Raw genomic sequence first — 17,128 nt, 5'->3', positions numbered from 1 at the left:
AAGGGCTTTTTGCTGAACTTCAACCCATTCGGGTAATAAGTTACTCGTTGATTTAATGGATAAACTGCCGGTAATGCAATGGCGGCGGTGTCGCAGACGCTTTCTGCTACCATGGCCTCTCTGTTACTTAAGGTGTCTAGTCATGGCATTTCGCCCTCTTACGGCCCGAGCTCCCGCCGTGTTGCTTCGCGAAGCCAAGCCTTTAAAAGCCATCTTCGGCCATGCGCAACGCCTTGGTCATCTGCAACGCCTGGTAGAAAGCCAACTGCAACCCGCCGCTCGCGAACACTGCCATGTGGCCTCGTGGCGCGAAGGCAATCTGCTGCTGATCGTCACCGACGGCCATTGGGCGACGCGCCTGCGCTATCAGCAAAAACGGCTGCAGCGCCAATTGATGGCCTTCGATGAGTTCACCAGCCTGACGCGCATCCAGTTCAAAGTACAACCGCCGACCGTTCCGCAAGGTGCGGTGGGGCATACGATGGACTTGTCGGAGATTGCAGCCGAAACCATTCAGGCAACAGCCGACGGGATTACCGACCCGAATTTACGCGCGGCACTGGAGCGGCTGGCCGCTCACGCCAAACCCAAAACCTGAGACCTGGCGCATAACCAAATGTGGGAGCGGGCTTGCTCGCGAAGGCGGCGTGTCAGTCACTGCATATATTGACTGATCCACCGCTTTCGCGAGCAAGCCCGCTCCCACATTTGATCGCATCGTTATTTACGTTTGCTGCCACCCAACAACGACCCGAGTAACCCGCGCACCAACTGCCGGCCCATCTGATTGGCCGCCTGTTGCATCGCCGATTTCAGTGCCTTGCCTGCCGTAGTCCCCAGAAACGCACCGGCCTTGTCGGTAAAGCTCGGCTCTTCAGCTGCGGGCGTCGCCTCTTCTTGCGGCCCCAGGTCCTTGCGCGCCATCAAGACTTCGTACGCCGACTCCCGGTCAATCGGCTTGTCATAGCGCCCCAGCAACGGCGAACCGGCAATCAACGCCGCCCGTTCGGCTTCGCTCAACGGCCCGATCCGCGATTGCGGCGGCGCGACCAGCACGCGTTGGACTACCTCAGGCGTGCCCTTTTCCTGCAACGTTCCCACCAGCGCCTCACCCGTACCCAATTCGGTCAGCACCGCCAGCGCATCAAACGCCGGGTTGGGGCGGAAGCCATCGGCCACGGCCCGCAGGGATTTCTGTTCTTTGGTAGTGAACGCCCGCAGCCCGTGCTGGATGCGCAGGCCCAACTGAGCGAGCACGGTGTCTGGCAGATCCCCCGGAGACTGGGTGACGAAATACACCCCGACCCCTTTCGATCGAATCAGCCGTACCACTTGTTCCAGGCGATCCTGCAGGGCCTTTGGCGTATCGGCGAACAACAGATGCGCCTCATCGAAAAACAGCGCGAGCAGCGGCTTGTCCGCATCACCGCGCTCCGGCAATTGCTCGAACAGTTCAGCCAGCAGCCAGAGCAGGAAGGTCGCGTACACCTTCGGTGCCTCATGCACCAGGCGGCTGGCGTCCAACAGGTGAATACGCCCGCGGCCGTCACTGGCCGGCTGCAGGATATCTTCCAGTTGCAACGCCGGCTCGCCGAACAACGCTTCGGCGCCCTGCTGCTCCAGCACAGCCAGGCGCCGCAACAGCGCCTGGCTGGAACCGGTGGTCATCAAGGCCGCGTCTTCCCCCAGCAATTCCGGGTGGTAGCGCAAATGATTGAGCAACGCCTTGAGGTCCTTCAGATCCAGCAGCAGCAGGCCTTCGCGGTCGGCCACCTTAAAAGCTGCATAAAGCGCTGATTGCTGGCTGTCGGTGAGTTCCAACAGGCTACCGAGCAACAGCGGGCCCATTTCACTCATGGTGGTACGCAGCGGATGACCGGACTCGCCGTGGATATCCCACAACGTCACCGGATACGCCTTGGGCGTGTAATTAAGGAAAGGCATGCCGGCGATCCGCTCGGCGACCTTGCCTTGAGGGTTGGCCGCAGCGCCCAGGCCACACAGGTCGCCCTTGATGTCGGCGGCAAATACCGCGACGCCGGCATCGCTGAAGGCTTCCGCCAGACGCTGCAACGTGACGGTTTTGCCAGTACCGGTAGCACCCGCGATCAGGCCGTGGCGGTTGGCCAGGCGCATCGACTGGGCGATCGGCTGACCTTGAAGGTCTGCACCAATAATGAGTTGCGAGGAGTCAGGCATTTTGTCACCCATGGTTAATCTTTAGCACGGCGTGGTCGATACAGTTAAAGCGAGAGACCCAAGAAGTCTTAGAAAAAACGGGCCGGATAATTCCTGCAGGAGCAGATGGAAATATCACACTTTTTTTGACGCAGCCATTTTGCGCGCCCCAAAAGGACGTGCATCGGATATTAAGACCATAGCGGACCCCACAAGCCATGAATAAAAATCTGCGTTTCAGCCATAAAATCCTGCTTGCCGCCGCTCTTATCGTCATTGCCGCCTTTGCGTTGTTTACCCTCTACAACGACTACTTGCAGCGCAATGCGATTCGCGACGATCTGAACAACTACCTGCATGAAATGGGCGACGTCACCGCCAGCAACATTCAGACCTGGCTCACCGGGCGCATTGTGCTGATCGAAAGCGCCGCCCAGAACATCGCCATCAACCCGGATTCAACTAACGTCGCGAGCCTGCTGGAACAGAAAGCCCTGACGTCTTCGTTCATGGCCACGTACCTGGGCGACAGCAAAGGCGGTTTCGTGATCCGCCCCGACACCAAGATGCCCGACGGCTTCGACCCGCGTGTACGCCCCTGGTACAAGGGCGCACAGGGCAGCAACGGCTCAACCCTGACCGAACCCTACATTGATGCGGCCACCGGCCAGTTGATCATCTCCATTGCCACTCCCAGCAGCAAGGCCGGGCAGAGTGTTGGCGTGGTGGGCGGCGACCTGAGCCTGCAAACCCTGGTGGACAACATCGGTGCCCTGAACTTCGGCGGCATGGGTTATGCCTTCCTGGTCAGCGCCGACGGCAAAGTGCTGGTGCACCCGGACAAAAGCCTGGTGATGAAAACCCTGGCCGACGTCTATCCAAAAAACACCCCGAAGATCAGCAGCGATTTCAGTGAAATCGACGTCGACGGCAAAACCCGCATCGTCACCTTTACCCCGATCAAGGGCCTGCCCTCGGTGAACTGGTACCTCGGCCTGTCGGTGGATAAAGACAAATCCTTCGCCATGCTCAGCGAATTCCGCACCTCGGCGATCATTGCCACGATCATCGCGGTGGTCATAATCATCGCCCTGCTGGGCATGCTGATCCGCATCCTCCTGCAGCCATTGCACGTCATGACCCGCGCCATGGAAGACATCGCCGACGGCGAAGGCGACCTGACCCGCCGCCTGACCATCCAGAACCATGACGAATTCGGCGTGCTCGGTACCGCGTTCAATCGCTTCGTGGAGCGGATACACACCTCGATTCGCGAAGTGTCCTCGGCCACTGAGCACGTCAATGAAGTGGCCTTGCGGGTGGTCAGCGCCTCCAACTCCTCGATGGTCAATTCCGACGAGCAGGCCAACCGCACTAACAGCGTCGCCGCCGCCATCAACGAGCTGGGGGCAGCCGCTCAGGAAATCGCCCGCAACGCCGCACAGGCCTCTAATCAGGCCAGCGATGCGCGGCACTTGGCCGAAGACGGTCAACAAGTTGTCGAGCGCAATATCAAGGCGATGACCCAGTTGTCGCAAATGATCAGCGCGTCCAGCACCAACATCGAAGCGCTTAACAGCAAGACCGTGAACATCGGGCAGATCCTGGAAGTGATCACCAGCATTTCCCAGCAAACCAACTTGCTGGCCCTCAACGCGGCGATTGAAGCCGCACGGGCCGGGGAAGCCGGGCGCGGGTTCGCGGTGGTGGCCGATGAAGTGCGCAACCTGGCACACCGCACCCAGGAATCGGCGCAGCAGGTGCAGAAGATGATCGAGGAGCTGCAAGTGGGCGCGCGGGATTCAGTCAGCACCATGAGTGAAAGCCAGCGTCACAGTCAGGACAGCGTGGAAATCGCCAACCTGGCGGGCGAGCGCCTGAACAGCGTGACCCAGCGCATCGGCGAGATTGACGGGATGAACCAGTCGGTGGCCACCGCTACCGAGGAACAGACTTCGGTGGTGGAGTCGATCAACATGGACATCACCGAGATCAACACCCTCAATCAGGAAGGTGTGGAAAACCTGCAATCGACGTTGCGTGCCTGTTCCGACCTGGAACAGCAGGCAGCGCGCTTGAAACAACTGGTGGGCAGTTTCCGGATCTGATTCAACGGCGTCAGTGGCGGCCTTGCGCAGCGGCTGACGCCTGTTCTTCCGGCGATTCGGATGGGTCCTGCAGTTGTTCCCACAACTCAGCGGCGCCTGGAAACTCGGTGCCGTCTTCACTGCTCAAGTCATCCGGGTCATATCGACTCAAACAACCCTCTCCCAACGTCGCAGGTGCTTTGGACGTAGCTTTATCAAGTGGATCGCTCATTCTCCAATCCTTTCCCGTGGCAAAAAAAAGGGCCTGTAGCGATTTAACGCCCAGGCCCTTGATTCTTCAATCAGAACACTTCAATCAGAACACGACGGTCTTGTTGCCGTGCACCAGCACCCGATCTTCCAGGTGATAGCGCAGGCCGCGAGCCAGCACCATCTTCTCGACGTCACGGCCAAAACGGACCATGTCTTCGATGCTGTCGCTATGGCTGACGCGCACCACGTCCTGCTCGATGATCGGACCTGCGTCCAGCTCTTCGGTGACGTAGTGGCAGGTAGCGCCGATCAGCTTTACACCGCGCAGGGATGCCTGGTGATACGGCTTGGCGCCCACAAACGACGGCAGGAAACTGTGGTGAATGTTGATCACCTTGCCAGCGTATTCACTGCACAGTTCCGGCGGCAGGATTTGCATGTAGCGCGCCAGCACCACGACGTCTGCGTCGTGCTGTTTGACCAGGCGCGAGACTTCGGCAAATGCCGGCTCCTTGTCCTGCGGGTTGACCGGGACGTGGTAGTACGGGATGCCATGCCACTCGACCATGCTGCGCAGGTCGTCGTGGTTGGAAATCACGCAGGAAATCTCGCAGTCCAGTTCGTCGCTGTGCCAACGGTGCAGCAAGTCTGCCAGGCAGTGAGACTCACGACTGGCCATCAGGACCACGCGCTTTTTCTGTTCCGTGTCGGTAATGCGCCAGGTCATCGAGAACTCTTCGGCGATCGGCGCAAATGCCTCGCGAAATGCCTCAAGACCAAAGGGCAGCGTATCGGCACGAATTTCGTGACGCATGAAGAACCAACCGCTGAGATTGTCCGAGTGATGGCTCGCTTCGGTGATCCAGCCGTTATGGGAAGCCAGAAAGTTACTGACCTTGGCAACGATGCCAACCCGGTCCGGGCAAGCAATCACCAGCCGAAAAGTGCGCATTAGGGGGAAACTCCAGAACTTCACAAAGGCCGCCATTCTAGCGATTGCGCAGAAAAACTGCAGTATTCCTTAACCGTTATTCTGATCGCGAGCGTCAGCCCTGCCCCTTAATAGCGTAAGGTTTTACCCATTGTATGTGTGCAAACCCGTGGACTCAGGCAGTAAGCCAAGACTTAGCGAGAGTATCTTTAGCCTGTCGCGGTTACTAATTAACTAAATTCCACGCTTTTGTCACAAACAACCAAAGTAAATTACATAAATGCAGTCTTAAATGTTTACTTGAGCAAACTGTCTGACTATTATTGGGCCACTATCCCCTTTCACCCAGCGCCCTACATAAGGTAGTCCTCATGTCCTTGATCAACGAATACCGTGCCACCGAAGAAGCTATCAAAGAGCTGCAAGCTCGTTTGAAGAACCTGTCCCAAGACGACAAACTGCAAACCGAGCTGGAATTCGAAGGCAAATTGCGCACCCTGATGGGCGAGTACTCCAAATCCCTGCGTGACATCATCGCGCTGCTGGATCCAGAGTCGAAAGTTAAGGCTCCACGTGGCGCCGTAAAAACTACCGGCACCAAGCGTGCACGCAAGGTTAAACAATACAAAAACCCGCATAACGGCGAAGTGATTGAAACCAAAGGCGGCAACCACAAGACACTGAAAGAGTGGAAAGCCAAGTGGGGCGGCGACGTGGTTGAAGGCTGGGCTACCCTGCTGGGCTAAGCCTCGCCAGGACGCCGCGTGATACGCAACGCAATAAAAAACGCCAGCTAGCTGGCGTTTTTTATTGTCCGTATTTTACCTGTGCGCCGATTACAGGCTCATGCGTGCGGCTAAAGAGTCAACATACTCCTGCCATTCATCAAGCACCCGCTGCTGAAACGGTGTAGCACTAACAGCCAACTCAAGACGCGCCTGCTTAAAAGCCTCAAGGGTGTTTGGCGCGCCCCATTGCGGGTCTGACAAACGTTGCTGACAGAAAACTCTCCAGCGTTGTTGCTCCTCACTATTCAAGGTGTCAGGGAAGTTACGCGCACGATAGCGAAATAATAATTCAGGCAAACGTTCATCATCAAAAGGCCATTGCTGACGCGCTAGTTGCGCAGGCTCGGCGACTCTCACTTGTTCACATAAACGTCGATCACGGTCACCGATAAAACCATCGTATAGCTGCTGCTCAGGATCAGCGGTTGGCGCAAAATCTTCCTCGGCGTAAATCAGCGCTAATTTATCGCGCCATAGTTCCTGTGCGTCGCTTAGCCGCAGGGCCCGCGCCTCACACTCATCCATATCCAGTTGCAGACGCTCGCGGTCTTGGGCCCGAAGCACGCTCAACGGTGCGACCACCGGGCAGCGATTGATGTGCAGCAATTTGAGCGGTACCGGCAACTCACCTTCGGCAAGGTCGTCCCGACGGGTATATAAGCGCCGGCGCAAAGTATCGGCGTCCTCGTCCAACAGCCCTTGGGGATCGAGCCCCAGGTCGCAGACGATCAACGCATTGCGATTGCGCGGGTGCCAGGCCAGAGGCAGCACCACCCCCAGGTAATGACGCTCGGCAGAAAAGCGACCGGAAATGTGCACCATCGGCTGCAACAAACGAATCTGGTCCATAACCCGTTGCTTGCTGCGCAGTTGAAATAGCCATTCATAGAGCTTGGGTTGTTTCTCGCGGATCAACCGCGCCAGGGCGATGGTAGCGCGCACATCGGACAAGGCATCGTGGGCCTGGCCGTGATCGATGCCGTTGGCAGCCGTCAATCGCTCAAGCTTGAGGGTGACGCGCCCGTCCTGCTCCGGCCAGACGATCCCGTCCGGGCGCAGAGCATAGGCGGTGCGTACCACGTCGATCAGGTCCCAGCGGCTGTTGCCGCCCTGCCACTCCCGGGCATACGGATCAAAAAAGTTGCGGTACAGACTGTAGCGCGTCATCTCGTCGTCAAAACGCAAGGTGTTGTAGCCGGCTCCGCAGGTGCCCGGGGCGGCCAGTTCGGCATGTACCCGGGTCATGAAGTCGGCTTCGGCCAGGCCTTTTTCCGCCAATACTCCGGGTGTGATGCCGGTGATCGCGCAAGCGGCCGGATGCGGCAGGATATCCTCGCTGGGCTGGCAGTAGAGATTGACCGGCGGCCCGACCTCGTTGAGTTCAAGGTCAGTGCGAATGCCGGCTACCTGCAGCGGGCGGTCGCTACGCGGGTTGATGCCGGTGGTTTCATAGTCGTACCAGAAAATGGTGGTCACGGGCTATTCCTGTGCTGAAGACCGGCAAAGTCTAGGCGCTTGACGGCACCTGGGGCCAGCGCTGTGTTCACTGTACAAACATTCAGTAAATCGTTGAGTGGTTGCTTCCACCGTCGACACTGCTAGCATCCGTCTTTCCAACCCCGCCGCTGCCGCCCAGGCGCCAGCGCCGCACTGCCAAGGACCGCGATGCCATCTGCGCCACTGGACACCCGCTACCAGATCGAGACCCCGGAGGGCATCGACCTGCCCCTGCGCCCGGCCGGCCTGCTGGTTCGCTCACTGGCCTTTGCCTTCGACCTGGGGTTGCGCGGCCTGATTCTCGGCATCCTGTTCATCGCCCTCGCGTTTCTCGGCAATCTGGGCATTGGCCTGGGCTCGCTGCTGCTGTTTCTCGTCAGTTGGTGGTACATGGTGCTGTTCGAAGTGCTCAACCAGGGCTGTTCGCCCGGTAAACAGATCATGGGCCTGCGGGTGGTACAGGACGACGGCACGCCCATCGGCTGGTCGGCCTCGCTGATCCGCAACCTGCTGCGCTTTGTCGACATGTTGCCGTTCGGCTACTTCCTCGGCGCCATCAGTTGCCTGCAACACCCCTACTTCAAGCGTCTGGGTGACCTGGCGGCCGGGACCCTGGTGATCTATCGCGAACAACCACTTTCCCGTCCGCAACTGCCGCAAGCCCCGGCGCTGCGCCTGCCGTTCGCCCTGGAGCTGAACGAACAACGGGCGATTCTCAGCTTCGCCGAACGCCAGGGCGAACTCTCCGCCGAGCGAATCAACGAACTGGCCGCGATCCTGGCCACGCCCCTGCAGGTCTCTCCTGCCCGCGCCGTGGCGGAACTGAACGGCGTGGCTCGCGGATTGTTGGGGCCAGCATGAAGCAGAGTCTTTTCGAAAGCCGCCACCAGGCACAATGGCAAGCCTTTGCTACGCAACTGACACTGCTTGAAAAAGGCAACGCCAAGCGCGCTGACTTCACCGACTTCCCGCATCAGTACCGGCAGTTGTGCCAGCATCTGGCCCTGGCCCAGGAGCGCGGCTACAGCAGTTATCTGGTTGATCCATTGCAGCAGCTCGCCTTGCGCGGCCATCAACAGCTGTACCGGCATCGCAGCCAGTTGAGTGCAAACGTGCTGAGCTTCCTGCTGGCCGACTTCCCCAGGCTGGTTCGCGCGCAATGGCCATTCGTGTTGGCCGCCAGCCTGCTGTTCTTGGGCAGCCTGATCGGCATCGCGTTGCTGGTGTACCTTTTTCCAGACCTGATCTACAGCATCGTCAGCCCCCAACAAGTGGCTGAGATGCAAAGCATGTACGACCCGGATGCCAGCCGCCTGGGCCGGGCAGCCGAACGTGCCTCCAGCGAAGACTGGATGATGTTTGGCTACTACGTGATGCACAACATCGGCATCGCGTTCCAGACCTTTGCCGCCGGGCTGTTGTTCGGCCTGGGCAGCGTGTTTTTCCTGTTCTTCAACGGCCTGATCATTGGTGCCGTTGCCGGGCACCTGACACAAATCGGCTACGGCCAGACCTTCTGGTCTTTCGTGATTGGCCATGGCGCCTTCGAACTCAGCGCCATCGCCCTGGCTGGCGCGGCCGGCCTGCAACTGGGCTGGGCCTTGATTGCGCCGGGGCAACTGACGAGAGGTGAATCCCTGCGACTGGCCGCGCGTAAAAGCGTGCAAATGATTTGCGGTGTGATGGTGTTCCTGCTGATCGCCGCGTTTATCGAGGCGTACTGGTCGTCCACCACTGCGGTGGCGCCGTGGATCAAGTACCTGGTAGGCGCCGCCCTCTGGTTGCTGATGGCCGCCTACCTGCTGTTTGCCGGACGGAACCGCCATGCGCCTGAGTGATGCCAGCGTCGTGATCCGCCCGCGTACCTCCTGGGAAGCCATGGACCTCGGCATCCTGCTGGCCCGCGAGCATCGTCTGCTGTTGATGAGCAGTTGGGCCATCGTGACCTTGCCGATCTTCGCCCTGTTCAGTGTGCTGCTGTGGAATCACCCCTCTACCGCACTGTTGCTGTTCTGGTGGTTGAAACCGGCATTCGACCGCCTGCCGCTGTATATCCTGTCCAAGGCCCTGTTCGGCGAAACACCCAGCCTGAAACAAGCTCTGCGTCACTCGCCGAGCCTGCTCAAGGGCCAACTGCTGGCCAGCCTGACGTGGCGACGCTTCAGCCTGAGCCGAAGCTTCGTGATGCCGGTGGTCCAGCTCGAAGGCCTGCAAGGCCAGGCGCGCCAACAACGTCTTGGTGTGCTGCAACAACGCAATGCCGGCGCCGCGCGCTGGCTGACCCTGATCGGGGTGCACCTGGAAATCGCCCTGTGGTTCGGGTTGATGGCCGTGTTCTATTTTTTCCTGCCGCAAGAGGTCGAACGGGACTGGGACTGGCAACAATTGGTGCTAACAGCGGGGCACGACTGGCTGTGGCTGGAGCACCTGACCAACGCCTTCTATGCGCTGATCCTGGTGTTCTGGGAGCCTATCTATGTCGCCTGCGGTTTCAGCCTGTACCTGAACCGCCGCACCGTACTGGAAGCCTGGGACCTGGAACTGGTGTTCCGCCGACTGCGCCAGCGCCTGAGCAGTGTGGCCCCGGTCCTGCTGCTGGTCATCGGGCTGATGCTGGTTCCGGCGCTCCCATCGGCATGGGCCGATGAAACGGCGCCCCAAAAGCCCCTGAGTACACAATCGGCCGGTCAGTCGATCAAGGCGCTGTTGGAGCAGCCACCGTTTAAAAACGCCGAGACCGTCACCCGCTACCGTTTCGGCGAAGAAAACACTGCGGACAAAAACAAACCGAAAGGTGAAGGCAAGTTGCCGGCCTGGCTGGAAGCATTGCTGAAAAACCTCAACAGCGATTCGTTCAAGCACATCGCGAAGGGCCTTGAAGTGCTGCTTTGGGGATTGCTGGTGGGTGGCCTGGCACTGGTGATCTGGCGCTATCGCGACTGGCTGCATGCCTTCGTCAGCCGCCGCAGCCCCCGCAAGCCCAAGGCTGCCAAGCCCGCTCCCTCGCAGTTGTTCGGCCTCGAGCTGGGGGCAGAGACGCTGCCCGAAGACATCGCCGGCACCGCCGAACAGCTCTGGGCGACGCAGCCCCGGGAAGCCCTCGGCTTACTTTACCGTGGGTTGCTCAGCCGCCTGCTGCACGACTTCAACCTGCCGCTGAAAAGCGCCGACACGGAAGGCCAGGTCCTTGAGCGTATCCGCCAACTGCAGCAACCGCAGTTGCTGGCGTTCAGCGATGAGCTGACCCGCCACTGGCAAAACCTTGCCTACGGCCACCGCCTGCCGCCTGCCTTGGTGCAACAACAGCTATGCAGCCGTTGGCGAGCCCTGTTCGGGCCGGGAGCTGCACAATGAATCGGCCATTGCTGTGGGTCGGACTGCTTGTGGCGTGCCTGCTCGCAGCAGGCGGTTTTTATGCCTGGCACAAGGCGATCCCCTATCAGGAGGTGGTCGACCGCGGCCCTTCGCCCGAAGCCCTCGCCAACCCTTACCTCGCGGCGGAACACTTTCTGCGCCAGCAAGGCCTGGTGGTGGAACACGCCAACAGTCTGGAACGGCTGGCCAGTCTTTCGCCCAAAGGCAACAGCCTGCTATTGCTGGGCGAGCGCAGCAGCATGAGCCCGCCGCAGGTCGAGCAATTGCTGCAATGGACCCGGGCGGGCGGCCACCTGCTGCTGGTCGCCGAGGCACTGTGGGATGAGGACACCGGTAAAAGTGGTGACCTGCTGCTGGACCGCGTGCAGATACACCAATCCTTCAGCGAAGCGTTCGACGCTCCAGCACCCGCGCGTAAAAAGAAAACGCCGGACCTGACCAAACTCTATGTGGACAACGAAACGGCCCCGGCCTATTTCAGCTTCGACACCGACTTCAATCTCACCGACCCCAGGCACCTGGCGCAATTCTCGGCCAACAGTGCCAAGTCGACGCACCTGATGCAGATTAACCTCGGGCAAGGCCGTGTGACCGTGGTCACCGACAGCGACCTGTGGAAAAGCCCGGCCATTGGCCAATACGATAACGCCTGGCTGCTCTGGTACCTGAGCCAGGGGACACAGGTCACGCTGCTGTTCAACTCCGATGTCGAAGATCTGTTCAGCCTGTTGCTGCGCTATTTCCCCCAGGCTCTGGTGGCACTCGCCGCATTGATCGCCCTGGGGTTATGGCACGCCAGCCTGCGCCAGGGCCCGATCCGGCAACCCGCCCCCAAGGCACGTCGGCAATTGCAGGAACACTTGAAAGCCAGTGCCGACTTCCTGCTGCGCCGCAGCGGCCAAAACAGCTTGTTGCAAGCCTTGCAGCGCGACATCCAACGCACTGCAAGGCGTCGTCATCCCGGGTTCGAACACCTCGACACCGCCGAACAATCACGGGTGCTTGAACGCCTGACCCGCCAACCCTCCCTCGTCATCAGCCAGGCCCTCGGCCCACTTCCGGCAAAACGGCTCTCCAGTGCCGATTTCAGCCGCCAGGTGGCTAGCCTGCAAACCCTCAGGAATGCCCTATGAGCGAATTTCCAGCCGCAGACCCGATACAGCGCGCCAGCCAACTGGCCCAGGCCTTGCGCGTCGAACTGCGCAAGGCGGTCATCGGCCAGGAGCAGGTGATCGATGACGTGCTCACGGCGTTAATAGCAGGTGGCCACGTACTGCTTGAAGGTGTTCCTGGCCTGGGCAAAACCTTGCTGGTACGAGCCCTGGCGCGCTGTTTTGGTGGAGAGTTCGCACGTATCCAGTTCACCCCGGACCTGATGCCCAGCGACGTGACCGGCCATGCCGTGTACGACCTGCATACCGAGCAGTTCAAGCTGCGCAAGGGGCCGTTGTTTACCAACCTGCTGTTGGCTGACGAGATAAACCGTGCCCCGGCGAAAACCCAGGCGGCGTTGCTGGAAGCCATGCAGGAACGCCAGGTAACCCTCGAAGGCGAGGCGCTGCCCATCGGCCAACCGTTCATGGTACTGGCCACCCAGAACCCCATCGAGCAGGAAGGCACTTACCCGTTACCCGAGGCCGAACTGGACCGTTTCATGCTCAAGGTGCGCATGGACTACCCCGACGCGCAGCAGGAACTGGACATGGTGCGCGAAGTCACTCGCTCGTCCCGTGCCGATATGCTCGACGTGCAACCCCTGCGAACGGTGCTGCACGCCGAAGATGTGTTGCAGCTGCAACAGATCGCCAGTGAACTGGCGCTGGATGAGCAGGTACTCGACTACGCCGTACGCCTGGCCCGTACCACACGCAGTTGGCCAGGCCTGACCATCGGCGCGGGCCCGCGGGCCTCCATCGCCCTGGTGCGTGGCGCACGGGCCCGGGCTCTGCTGCGCGGTGGCGAGTTTGTCACCCCGGACGATATCAAAGGCTGCGCCCTGGCAGTGCTGCGCCATCGGGTGCGCATCGCCCCGGAGCTGGATATCGACGGGCTGGAAGTCGACCAGGTGCTCAAGCAACTGCTGGACCAAGTCCCGGCGCCTCGGCAATGACACGCCCATGAGACCGACCCGCCTGCTATTGATCTGGCTCGGCATGCTGCTAGGCCTGAGCATCCTGCTCGGCACACTGGGGGCGCTGCAGGTCAAGGTGCCAGATACCCTGCACGCCGTGACGTGGGGCCTGTTGCTGGCCCTGTTGTTACTGGCCGTGCTGGATGCCGGCCGTTTGCGTCGCCGCCCGTCCCCGCGCTTGCGACGGCAGATGCCCGGGAGCCTGGCGCTGGGTCGCTGGGGTGAGGTGCGGGTGACGCTGGACCACGACTATTCCCAGCCACTGGTGGTCCAGGTATTCGATCATGTACCGGACGGTTTGACGGTGGAGAACCTGCCACAGTCCATCGACCTGCGGCCCGGCGAGCAGAGTGAATTGGGCTACCGGTTAAAACCTCAAAGGCGCGGGCATTTCAGTTTTACCCGGTGCGAAGTCCACCTTCCCAGCCCACTGGGGTTATGGTCGGCACGGCGCTTGATAGACGTCAGCGATGCCACCCGGGTCTACCCGGACTTCGCGCGCCTGTATGGCGCGCAGCTGCTGGCGGTGGACAACTGGCTCAACCAGCTCGGCGTACGCCAGCGCCAACGACGCGGACTGGGCCTGGAGTTTCATCAACTGCGCGAGTTTCGCGAGGGCGACAGCCTGCGCCAGATCGACTGGAAAGCCACTGCTCGGCAACGCACGCCCATTGCCCGTGAGTACCAGGACGAGCGCGACCAGCAGATCATGTTCATGCTCGATTGTGGCCGGCGCATGCGCAGCCAGGACGCCGAATTGTCGCACTTCGACCACGCCCTCAACGCTTGCCTGCTGCTCAGCTATGTCGCCCTGCGCCAAGGTGATGCCGTGGGGCTCTGCACGTTTGCCTGCGACCAGCCGCGCTACCTGGCCCCGGTCAAGGGCAGCGGCCAGCTCAACCTGCTGCTGAATGCGGTATATGACCTGGACACTTCCCGGCGTACGGCCGATTACCAGGCAGCCGCCAACCAACTGCTGGCTCGACAAAAACGCCGTTCGTTGGTGATCGTAGTGACCAATTTGCGCGATGAGGATGATGAAGAATTGCTGAGCGCCGTTAAACGCCTCAGTCGCCAGCACCGGGTACTGGTTGCCAGCCTGCGGGAGGAGGTCCTTGACCAGTTGCGCCAGGCCCCCGTGCAAACCCTGCCCGAAGCCCTGGCCTATTGCGGGAATGTCGACTATCTCAACACCCGGGACGAACTCCATGACCGCTTGAACGCCCACGGCCTGTCGGTACTGGACACACTGCCTTCGGAACTGGGGGCCGCCCTGGTGACCCGCTACCTGGGCTGGAAAAAAGCCGGCGTGCTATGAATGCTGGCGCACGGCGCCTAGGCAGAGGCCTGCAAGGGATCAAAGCTGAAGTAACTCAACAGCGCGTTGATCACCTCTGCATATTCGGCGGGCGCGTGGGACACACTGAACCCGGAGTCGTAATGCATGGGGTTTATATCCTCATGGCACCACAGGCAGGCAGCCGTGAGGTCTACCGACTGTACCTGGCCCTCAGGCCCCGGGATCTTCAAGCGCAGCTCGAACTCCACGTCGACCATCATGGGCAATTGGCTGATCAACATCAGCCCCTGCGCGGAGACATTGCCCAAATAGCCAATGGGCTTGTCCGTCAGGCGATTGAACACTTGAAGGAAGCAAGGTAACTGATGTCGCTCGATCCGTCGGGGAGTAAACATGATGAGGTCGCCATCCAATGGCCATGATTGTGGCCGCTCCAGTGATTCGAAACGAGCCTGAAGGCCCGCTCTCCCCGGATATCGGTGCGACAACCGCAAACGCGTTGCCACTTCTACAGCTGCCAAATCCGGGAACTCCATCCGTTTGAATAGAAACTTATACAAACTGACATTCAAAGGTTAGCCCAAGACTGGCAACGAGCCAGCTACGGCATGACAAATATCATCACAACGACGCGGGACGCGGCTGGGCGGCGCTCGCACCGGAGTAATGCCCCAGTTGTTGCAGGGTGTCCAGGCGAGCGCGGGCACGGAAGGCGTACTCGCTCGCCGGGTACTGGCTGATGATGAACTGATAGGTTTGCGCCGCATCGACGAACAATTTCTGGCGCTCCAGGCACTGCCCGCGCAGCATCGAGACTTCCGGCTGCACATAGCGCCGGGAACGGCTCTCACGGTCGACCTGGGACAACTCAAGGGTGACCCGCTGGCAATCGCCGACGCCATAGGCGCGGTACGCGTTGTTCAAATGATGGTCCATCGACCAACGGGTGCAGCCGACAACACTGACGGCCAGGGCAGCAATGATCACGATTCGCATGGGGGTTCTCCTGTCTTGTGCAGTGTATCGACCCTTCATCGAAAATCTTCAAGGTTGTTCATCTGTTCCTGCAGAGTGAAAACAAGCGAATCATCGATAAGTAGTGCAAACGAACAATGACTACAACCAAAGAGCATAGTAGCCTTCCTCAGCGCTTGAACTCAGGAGTCCGTGCATGTCCGTCCGTCGTACCAAAATCGTCGCCACCCTTGGCCCGGCCAGTAACTCGCCGGAAGTCCTCGAACAGCTGATTCTGGCTGGCCTGGACGTTGCCCGTCTGAACTTCTCCCACGGCACCCCGGACGAGCACAAGGCTCGCGCCAAGCTGGTGCGTGACCTGGCTGCCAAGCATGGCCGCTTCGTTGCATTGCTGGGTGACCTGCAAGGCCCGAAAATCCGTATCGCCAAATTCACCAACAAGCGGATCGAGCTGAAGATCGGTGACCAGTTCACTTTCTCCACCAGCCATCCGCTGACTGAGGGCAACCAGCAAGTCGTGGGTATCGATTACCCGGACCTGGTGAAAGACTGCGGCGTCGGCGACGAACTGCTGCTGGACGACGGTCGCGTGGTGATGCGCGTCGACACCGCAACCCCGACCGAACTGAACTGCACCGTGATCATCGGCGGCCCGCTGTCGGATCACAAAGGCATCAACCGTCGCGGCGGTGGCCTGACCGCTCCTGCCCTGACTGAAAAAGACAAGGCCGACATCAAGCTCGCCGCCGAAATGGAAGTGGACTACCTCGCGGTCTCCTTCCCGCGCGACGCCGCCGACATGGAATACGCCCGTAAACTGCGCGACGAAGCCGGCGGTACTGCCTGGCTGGTGGCGAAGATCGAACGCGCCGAAGCCGTGGCCGATGACGAAACCCTCGACGGCCTGATCAAGGCGTCCGACGCCGTGATGGTTGCCCGTGGCGACCTCGGCGTGGAAATCGGTGACGCCGAGCTGATCGGTATCCAGAAGAAAATCATCCTGCACGCACGTCGCCACAATAAAGCGGTGATCGTTGCGACCCAGATGATGGAGTCGATGATCCAGAACCCGATGCCGACCCGTGCCGAAGTGTCCGACGTGGCCAACGCCGTGCTCGACTACACCGACGCCGTAATGCTCTCGGCTGAAAGTGCGGCGGGTCCGTACCCGCTGGAAGCCGTACAGGCCATGGCGCGCATCTGCGTCGGCGCTGAAAAGCACCCGACCAGCAAGACCTCCAGCCACCGTATCGGCAAGGTCTTCGAAAGCTGCGACCAGAGCATCGCGCTCGCCGCCATGTACACCGCCAACCACTTCCCGGGCGTGAAAGCGATCATCGCCTTGACCGAAAGTGGCTACACGCCGTTGATCATGTCGCGCATCCGCTCCTCGATCCCGATCTACGCATTCTCCCCGCACCGCGAAACCCAAGCCCGCGCGGCCATGTTCCGTGGTGTCTACACCGTACCGTTCGACCCGGCATCGCTGCCGCCTGAGCAAGTCAGCCAGGCCGCGATCGACGAGTTGCTCAAGCGCGGCGTTGTGGAGAAAGGCGACTGGGTCATCCTGACCAAGGGCGACAGCTACCACACCATCGGCGGAACCAACGGCATGAAGATCCTGCACGTTGGCGACCCAATGGTCTGAGTGAC

At 60.3% G+C, this 17,128-nt stretch carries 16 protein-coding genes and 1 pseudogene; 11 read left to right on the top strand and 6 right to left on the bottom strand.

The features are described 5' to 3' along the window. Nucleotides 1-142 precede the first annotated feature (142 nt). The gene (locus ACUN0G_RS19970; protein ID WP_026077754.1) at nucleotides 143-598 is read left to right on the top strand and encodes a DUF721 domain-containing protein; all 456 of its coding nucleotides are present in this window, start codon (nucleotides 143-145) and stop codon (nucleotides 596-598) included. Nucleotides 599-720: 122 nt separating this feature from the next. Here the strand turns inward: ACUN0G_RS19970 and ACUN0G_RS19965 are convergent, their stop codons facing one another. Continuing rightward, nucleotides 721-2,199, bottom strand: coding sequence for a helicase HerA-like domain-containing protein (locus tag ACUN0G_RS19965; RefSeq protein WP_076017730.1), 1,479 nt, complete (start codon nucleotides 2,197-2,199; stop codon nucleotides 721-723). 197 nt (nucleotides 2,200-2,396) lie between these two features. Here ACUN0G_RS19965 and ACUN0G_RS19960 point away from each other — a divergent pair. Both ACUN0G_RS19960 and ACUN0G_RS19955 read left to right on the top strand, forming a co-directional pair. Continuing rightward, nucleotides 2,397-3,428, top strand: a pseudogene (locus tag ACUN0G_RS19960) (HAMP domain-containing protein); the annotation flags it as partial. A gap of 93 nt (nucleotides 3,429-3,521) precedes the next feature. After that, on the top strand, nucleotides 3,522-4,286 hold the full coding sequence (locus ACUN0G_RS19955; protein WP_375378943.1) for a methyl-accepting chemotaxis protein: 765 nt from the start codon (nucleotides 3,522-3,524) through the stop codon (nucleotides 4,284-4,286). A 10-nt stretch (nucleotides 4,287-4,296) separates the two neighbouring features. Here ACUN0G_RS19955 and ACUN0G_RS19950 read toward each other — a convergent pair whose 3' ends face one another. Next, nucleotides 4,297-4,497 carry a hypothetical protein gene (locus tag ACUN0G_RS19950; RefSeq protein WP_445574103.1) on the bottom strand — a complete coding sequence of 67 codons (201 nt, stop codon included), beginning with the start codon at nucleotides 4,495-4,497 and terminating at the stop codon, nucleotides 4,297-4,299. Between the two features lie 84 nt (nucleotides 4,498-4,581). Beyond that, a complete protein-coding gene (gene purU / locus ACUN0G_RS19945) occupies nucleotides 4,582-5,430 on the bottom strand; it encodes a formyltetrahydrofolate deformylase (protein WP_003209762.1) in 849 nt (282 codons plus the stop codon). Between the two features lie 350 nt (nucleotides 5,431-5,780). On the opposite strand from purU, the gene mvaT reads away from it, so the two are divergent. Further along, the gene (gene mvaT, locus ACUN0G_RS19940) at nucleotides 5,781-6,155 is read left to right on the top strand and encodes a histone-like nucleoid-structuring protein MvaT (RefSeq protein WP_005790963.1); all 375 of its coding nucleotides are present in this window, start codon (nucleotides 5,781-5,783) and stop codon (nucleotides 6,153-6,155) included. 90 nt (nucleotides 6,156-6,245) lie between these two features. Here mvaT and sbcB read toward each other — a convergent pair whose 3' ends face one another. After that, nucleotides 6,246-7,673, bottom strand: coding sequence for an exodeoxyribonuclease I (gene sbcB, locus ACUN0G_RS19935; protein ID WP_445574102.1), 1,428 nt, complete (start codon nucleotides 7,671-7,673; stop codon nucleotides 6,246-6,248). A 189-nt stretch (nucleotides 7,674-7,862) separates the two neighbouring features. On the opposite strand from sbcB, the gene ACUN0G_RS19930 reads away from it, so the two are divergent. From ACUN0G_RS19930 to ACUN0G_RS19905, 6 genes are read left to right on the top strand one after another with little or no spacing between them, the layout of a single operon-like run. Next, nucleotides 7,863-8,555 carry an RDD family protein gene (locus ACUN0G_RS19930; protein ID WP_445574101.1) on the top strand — a complete coding sequence of 231 codons (693 nt, stop codon included), beginning with the start codon at nucleotides 7,863-7,865 and terminating at the stop codon, nucleotides 8,553-8,555. Further along, nucleotides 8,552-9,532 carry a stage II sporulation protein M gene (locus tag ACUN0G_RS19925; RefSeq protein ID WP_445574100.1) on the top strand — a complete coding sequence of 327 codons (981 nt, stop codon included), beginning with the start codon at nucleotides 8,552-8,554 and terminating at the stop codon, nucleotides 9,530-9,532. Before ACUN0G_RS19930 ends, ACUN0G_RS19925 begins: the two co-directional genes overlap by 4 nt. Then, complete coding sequence (locus tag ACUN0G_RS19920; protein ID WP_445574099.1) at nucleotides 9,519-11,048, top strand: DUF4129 domain-containing protein; 1,530 nt, start codon at nucleotides 9,519-9,521, stop codon at nucleotides 11,046-11,048. Before ACUN0G_RS19925 ends, ACUN0G_RS19920 begins: the two co-directional genes overlap by 14 nt. Next, nucleotides 11,045-12,202 (top strand): DUF4350 domain-containing protein, encoded by a 1,158-nt coding sequence (locus tag ACUN0G_RS19915; RefSeq protein ID WP_445574098.1) that lies wholly within the window; start codon nucleotides 11,045-11,047, stop codon nucleotides 12,200-12,202. Before ACUN0G_RS19920 ends, ACUN0G_RS19915 begins: the two co-directional genes overlap by 4 nt. Further along, the gene (locus ACUN0G_RS19910) at nucleotides 12,199-13,179 is read left to right on the top strand and encodes an AAA family ATPase (protein WP_258347515.1); all 981 of its coding nucleotides are present in this window, start codon (nucleotides 12,199-12,201) and stop codon (nucleotides 13,177-13,179) included. The genes ACUN0G_RS19915 and ACUN0G_RS19910 overlap by 4 nt, the downstream gene beginning before the upstream one ends. Nucleotides 13,180-13,186: 7 nt before the next feature. After that, entirely contained in the window at nucleotides 13,187-14,518 is a 1,332-nt protein-coding gene (locus ACUN0G_RS19905; RefSeq protein WP_445574097.1) for a DUF58 domain-containing protein, read from the top strand. Between the two features lie 17 nt (nucleotides 14,519-14,535). Here the strand turns inward: ACUN0G_RS19905 and ACUN0G_RS19900 are convergent, their stop codons facing one another. Next, entirely contained in the window at nucleotides 14,536-14,895 is a 360-nt protein-coding gene (locus ACUN0G_RS19900; RefSeq protein ID WP_258347518.1) for a PilZ domain-containing protein, read from the bottom strand. A 226-nt stretch (nucleotides 14,896-15,121) separates the two neighbouring features. Next, nucleotides 15,122-15,496 (bottom strand): tetratricopeptide repeat protein, encoded by a 375-nt coding sequence (locus ACUN0G_RS19895; RefSeq protein ID WP_258347519.1) that lies wholly within the window; start codon nucleotides 15,494-15,496, stop codon nucleotides 15,122-15,124. 175 nt (nucleotides 15,497-15,671) lie between these two features. Here ACUN0G_RS19895 and pyk point away from each other — a divergent pair, with 175 nt between their 5' ends. Beyond that, the gene (gene pyk, locus ACUN0G_RS19890; RefSeq protein WP_017475648.1) at nucleotides 15,672-17,123 is read left to right on the top strand and encodes a pyruvate kinase; all 1,452 of its coding nucleotides are present in this window, start codon (nucleotides 15,672-15,674) and stop codon (nucleotides 17,121-17,123) included. Nucleotides 17,124-17,128 lie beyond the last annotated feature (5 nt).

This window comes from Pseudomonas sp. 32A, assembly GCF_052682255.1.
Note: the sequence above shows the minus strand (reverse complement) of the source record. Positions and strands in the feature narration are given on the sequence as shown.

Coding starts and splice junctions, on each gene's coding strand:
- ACUN0G_RS19970 (WP_026077754.1), top strand. CDS start 143: ATGGCATTTCGCCCTCTTACGGCCCGAGCTCCCGCCGTGTTGCTTCGC.
- ACUN0G_RS19965 (WP_076017730.1), bottom strand. CDS start 2,199: ATGCCTGACTCCTCGCAACTCATTATTGGTGCAGACCTTCAAGGTCAG.
- ACUN0G_RS19955 (WP_375378943.1), top strand. CDS start 3,522: ATGGTCAATTCCGACGAGCAGGCCAACCGCACTAACAGCGTCGCCGCC.
- ACUN0G_RS19950 (WP_445574103.1), bottom strand. CDS start 4,497: ATGAGCGATCCACTTGATAAAGCTACGTCCAAAGCACCTGCGACGTTG.
- purU (WP_003209762.1), bottom strand. CDS start 5,430: ATGCGCACTTTTCGGCTGGTGATTGCTTGCCCGGACCGGGTTGGCATC.
- mvaT (WP_005790963.1), top strand. CDS start 5,781: ATGTCCTTGATCAACGAATACCGTGCCACCGAAGAAGCTATCAAAGAG.
- ACUN0G_RS19930 (WP_445574101.1), top strand. CDS start 7,863: ATGCCATCTGCGCCACTGGACACCCGCTACCAGATCGAGACCCCGGAG.
- ACUN0G_RS19925 (WP_445574100.1), top strand. CDS start 8,552: ATGAAGCAGAGTCTTTTCGAAAGCCGCCACCAGGCACAATGGCAAGCC.
- ACUN0G_RS19920 (WP_445574099.1), top strand. CDS start 9,519: ATGCGCCTGAGTGATGCCAGCGTCGTGATCCGCCCGCGTACCTCCTGG.
- ACUN0G_RS19915 (WP_445574098.1), top strand. CDS start 11,045: ATGAATCGGCCATTGCTGTGGGTCGGACTGCTTGTGGCGTGCCTGCTC.
- ACUN0G_RS19910 (WP_258347515.1), top strand. CDS start 12,199: ATGAGCGAATTTCCAGCCGCAGACCCGATACAGCGCGCCAGCCAACTG.
- ACUN0G_RS19905 (WP_445574097.1), top strand. CDS start 13,187: ATGAGACCGACCCGCCTGCTATTGATCTGGCTCGGCATGCTGCTAGGC.
- ACUN0G_RS19900 (WP_258347518.1), bottom strand. CDS start 14,895: ATGTTTACTCCCCGACGGATCGAGCGACATCAGTTACCTTGCTTCCTT.
- ACUN0G_RS19895 (WP_258347519.1), bottom strand. CDS start 15,496: ATGCGAATCGTGATCATTGCTGCCCTGGCCGTCAGTGTTGTCGGCTGC.
- pyk (WP_017475648.1), top strand. CDS start 15,672: ATGTCCGTCCGTCGTACCAAAATCGTCGCCACCCTTGGCCCGGCCAGT.